The organism is Aliivibrio sp. SR45-2, assembly GCF_963890165.1.
GTDB classification, from domain to species: Bacteria; Pseudomonadota; Gammaproteobacteria; order Enterobacterales; family Vibrionaceae; genus Aliivibrio; species Aliivibrio salmonicida.
Map to the genome: position 1 here is coordinate 1 of NZ_CAWPRC010000224.1, position 4,601 is coordinate 4,601.

At 34.5% G+C, this 4,601-nt stretch carries 4 protein-coding genes; all 4 read left to right on the top strand.

The features are described from left to right. Positions 1-847: 847 nt before the first annotated feature. Entirely contained in the window at positions 848-1,270 is a 423-nt protein-coding gene (locus tag AACV33_RS20955) for a hypothetical protein (protein ID WP_182700618.1), read from the top strand. A gap of 769 nt (positions 1,271-2,039) precedes the next feature. After that, positions 2,040-3,014, top strand: coding sequence for a hypothetical protein (locus AACV33_RS20960; protein ID WP_182700619.1), 975 nt, complete (start codon positions 2,040-2,042; stop codon positions 3,012-3,014). A gap of 143 nt (positions 3,015-3,157) precedes the next feature. Then, positions 3,158-3,526 carry a hypothetical protein gene (locus tag AACV33_RS20965; RefSeq protein ID WP_182700620.1) on the top strand — a complete coding sequence of 123 codons (369 nt, stop codon included), beginning with the start codon at positions 3,158-3,160 and terminating at the stop codon, positions 3,524-3,526. 152 nt (positions 3,527-3,678) lie between these two features. Then, on the top strand, positions 3,679-4,437 hold the full coding sequence (locus tag AACV33_RS20970) for a hypothetical protein (RefSeq protein WP_182700621.1): 759 nt from the start codon (positions 3,679-3,681) through the stop codon (positions 4,435-4,437). Positions 4,438-4,601: the final 164 nt, after the last annotated feature.

Consider the following 4,601-nt stretch of genomic DNA (forward strand, 5'->3'; position numbering starts at 1 on the left):
AAAACATCCCCTATCTTTCTAGGGCAGATAAATAATACTGAAATGGGAATGTTGGAAAATAAAACAAAGGATTTAATTATTCAGCTTAGAAATTGGGCTGAAAAACAAGGTTACGCTATTTAAGATAAAACTGGTAATCTAAAGTCGCATAACAAATGCATCAACACGATTTACTACACTCGGCATCCTCAGGTTGTCGGGTGTTTCTCGTTTTAGGGCGTCAATTTTAAGTATAATTGCATAGTAGTAAACGTGTTATGCAGGCGTTGTGCGTACTGAGTCCGAAATTTTTTGCACGGTTCATCAAAAGGATCGAGGCTTTCGTAGTTTCGGCTTAGTAAGCGTAAATTTCTTCTTTAGTGGCCTTTTGGTTTTCATTTCATCAGGTCCGGAAAATTAGCCCTTATTTCCCTAAGTTCAGGCGTTTCAGAGGCATTTTTACGCTTCAATTGTTCTTTGGTTATGCCTCATTTTATTCTGCATCAGTGTTTTGCTCGCAGCATTTTCAATCCCAGTTGTGGCGAGTGTATTTAGTTTATCAGTTCCAAACCGGCTGAAACCAAGCCGTTCAAATGGCGCAAAAAATGTGTCTGTTTTCCATTCACTTTATCTCGCAATTTAAGAACATTTTGTTCGCTTAATTACTATCGGTAAATTAGAATCAGGGCTTAGAAAATCTTGGCAGGGCAGTTCTTTACCAAGTTGGCCAAGCCGAAAGCAAGCACGCACAACAATCGCATCAACACGATGCTTATTACATTCGGCGTTTTTGGTTTGAAGTGTAATTGGTTTGGAAAGTTGGTCGTCAGCACGTGTTATGCAAGCGTTAAATGGCTAGGAGGTAAAATTGGAAAATATTGAAAAATTTAATCTAACCGTATCAGAAATATTAAGTCGAAGTTATGAAAGTTTTCCTAGTGAAATCGATTTTTATTATAGAGATATTGCTTTTTCTGTTGCTCAATATTATGGCGAAGATTATTTTCAAGATAATGGCTTAAATCTTGAAGTTATTTGCCGGGATACAATGACTTGGTTAGAACAAGCTGGATACTTATGGCTTAGATTTCCAGTCGGTCAGGAGCAGTCCCATGGTGTTAGGTTGTCGCCAAAAGCTCTAGAGTTGATGAATATGATCCCAACATCTCTAGATCAAAAAAAATCAATTGGCGACATCCTACTAGGTGGAGTAAAAGAAACTGGTAAATTAGGAGCTTTAGATGCAATTAAAGCTTTGCTTTCTGCAGGGGTCACATTAATTGGGTCGTGATTAGTATCGCCATTTAACAAATGCATCAACACGATTTGCTACATTCGGCATTCTAGGTTTCTTTGAGTTTACCGTGTTAAGTGGTAAATTTGAGCCTAATCTGCATGGTAGCAAACGTGTTATGCAGGCGTTATACGAACTCTGAGAATGCAGTTTTTTGGTTCAGTTCAGCGATTGAACCATTAGCTTTTTAGGTGTGAAAGTAGGGCGGTTTTCCTTTTCCTTTTCCTTTTTCTTTGTTGCCTTTTGGTGTTCGTTTTATCAGGTTCGGCATTGAACTATTATTGCCCCAAATTCAGGCGTTTCAGAAACCAATTTACGCTTCAATTGTTCTTTGGCTATGCCTCATTTTAACCTGCATCAGTGTTTTCCTCTTAGCATTTTCAATCCCAGTTGTGGCAATGATATTTGGTTTATTAGCTCAAAACTTGCTGAAACTCAGTCGTACAAATGGTGTAAGAAAAAGGATTGTTTCGTTTCACAGTTATTGCTGTTGATTGGATATTTTGCTCGCTTAATTGAGATAGTCTAATTAAACTCAGTTTACAGCAAATCTTGGTAAATCAGTTCTTTACCAAGTTTATCGGAGCGAAAGCAAGGCTCGTATAACAAAGCAATCAACACGATGCTATTTACATTCGGCATTCGCGGTTTAAAGTATAATTGGTTTTGTAAGTCGGTCTTTCGCACGTGTTATTGCGGCGTTAGGTGTTTCTTTCCTTAAATATCATTTTGCGGTACACTGTTTTATTTTACTTTTGAGGTTGAAGTGAAAACATTATTAAGCTCTTTATCAACAACATTCCAGCAAAGGTTATCGAATCCTTTAATTGGGTCTTTTATTCTAAGTTGGACAGCAATAAATATAAAAATAATAGTCAATATATCATCGTTGACAGGGCTGGAAAGAGTAAAGTATATAGATACCTTATATTTTGATTTTGAATCAGATCTATTTCTTCCTATTGTAATGTCATTGTTTTATATATTTATCATTCCTTTAATTCAACGATGGGTAGATCGAGCTAAATATAGACTAGTAGATAAAGATAGAAAATCAGATAAGAATGTACAATTAAGTGGTGAATTAAAATCGCTATCTAAGATAAATGAACAGCAAAGTAAATCAACACTTGATTATTGGAGTAAAGTTCAAGATAAAAATTTAGAACGAGAGTCAGAAATAGCTAAACTTAATCTTACCAATTGGATTTCCGAGAGGGATGAATTAAATTCTAAGGTAACAGAGTTAAGCAAAGAGTTAAAAAACAAAGAAAATGAGAGTGTTAGTAATTCGTTAAAGTTAAATAAAGAAATTGACATGTTGAACGAAAGAATGGCGTTTGATTTTAGTAAAATAGAGCATGTTAAAAGTTTTAATAATAATTATAATGTTGAGCTGAGTCATTTAGAATCTGATTTTTATAAGTATAAAGATTTATATGATTACATCGAATCAATTCGAGATAGCCTTAGTGTGGAAGATCGTCAGAGTTTTGGTAATTTAAGTTATAATTCAATTGGAGATATTGGTTTTTCAATTAAATCATACAACGAATTGAATAAAAGTGAGATGAGTCAATATCATAATATTGCAACAAATAATTATAGTTTAATTATTAAAATGTTAAACTTACTTTCATCTGAGAATATTGATTATTTAAAAAGTAAACGACCAAATGACGATTTCTTTTCAATTCTAAAAGAAATAAACTCAACACTAAACGCACAAGAAAACACCTAACAAATGCATCAACACGATTTGCTACATTCGGCATTCTAGATTTCTTTTGGTTTACCGTATTAAGTGGTAAATTTAAGCTTAATCTGCATGGTAGCAAACGTGTTATGCAGGCGTTATACGAATGATTAGTATTGAGGGATACAATGTTAGACATCACAGAAAATGTAGTGTTAATTCGCATCAATCGTTTATTTGATGAGACTATGACACAAGAAGCTCTATACGAAGCAACTCGTGGGGTTTGGGTTATTGGTCCGCGAAGAGAGAAAGTAGACATTGCATTTAGTGTCTATAAGGGTGAAGTAAAAGGGGTCTATAAAGTTTTAAGTTGGCATCCTGCTGGCACGACATCTTATGAAACTCGTCCTGTAGAAGAACTGAAACGTGATGGTCGCTGGGAATTTACTGGTGAGATTGCTAATGCTGAAATAAGAGATAAATATCTAGGTAAATCTGTCGCCGATTATTTTTCAAAAGGTAACTCTAATCCGATTAAGTATATCAATTGTTAAATTCGTATAACAAATGCATCAACACGATTTGCTACATTCGGCGTTGTCAGTTTGCCTTTAGTTTCAGTGATTAAGGCGTTAAAATTTAGCTAGGTCTGTATCGTAGCAAACGTGTTATGCAGGCGTTATGCATTTTAGGAGTATTTATATTTATGTTTGAAGATATGACAAGATCAATAAAAGCTAGTTTATACGAACGTGTATCTAGTCCGCTTTTTGGTGCTTTTTTAGTATCTTGGTCACTGTGGAATTACAAAGTTATACTTATAATCTTTTCATCTTTACCAGTGATAGAAAAGATTGATCATCTTGAAGGAATCACTGTTTATAAAGATACGTTTGATTTCGTTACGTGTGGTTTTGTATATCCTTTATTTTCTTCTCTTCTCTTTATTTTTCTATATCCATTTCCAGCAAAAATTATTTATGGTTATTGGAATAGAAAACAAAAAGAATTAAAAGAACTAAAACAAAAAATTGAGGATGAGACGCCATTAACCATTGAAGAGTCTAGAAGGATTCGACGAAATGCAATGCGTCTAGAGGTTGAATTTGAAGAGGAATTAAATCGTAAAGAGGAGGAATTAAATAAACTTAAAGAATTAATTCAAACTCTACAGTCTAAAGAATCTGAAGTTCAAATAAAAACTACTGGGAAATCACGCGATGAAACAGTAGTTTTTAATGATGAGCAACTAAGTGTAATTGCTTATATTGCGGGTAAAGGCGGTACAGTACTGGATCAGGAGTATCTGAGAGATATAAAACTTGACGTTGTTAAAGCGAAATATTATTTGGAAGATTTAGAATCTAAAAAGTATATTCGTCGAGACTACAGGGCGGGTGCACATCATTCAGATTTGACAACATTAGGCAAAAAATTAGCAATCGAAAAAAGTTTTGTGCAATAAATGCATAACAAATGCATCAACACGATTTGCTACACTCGGCGTTGTCAGTTTGCCTTTAGTTTCAGTGATTAAGGCGTTAAAATTCAGCTAAGTCTGTATCGTAGCAAACGTGTTATGCAGGCGTTGTGCGTACTGAGTCCGAAATTTTTTGCACGGTTCATCAA

Coding starts and splice junctions, on each gene's coding strand:
- AACV33_RS20965 (WP_182700620.1), top strand. CDS start 3,158: ATGTTAGACATCACAGAAAATGTAGTGTTAATTCGCATCAATCGTTTA.
- AACV33_RS20970 (WP_182700621.1), top strand. CDS start 3,679: ATGTTTGAAGATATGACAAGATCAATAAAAGCTAGTTTATACGAACGT.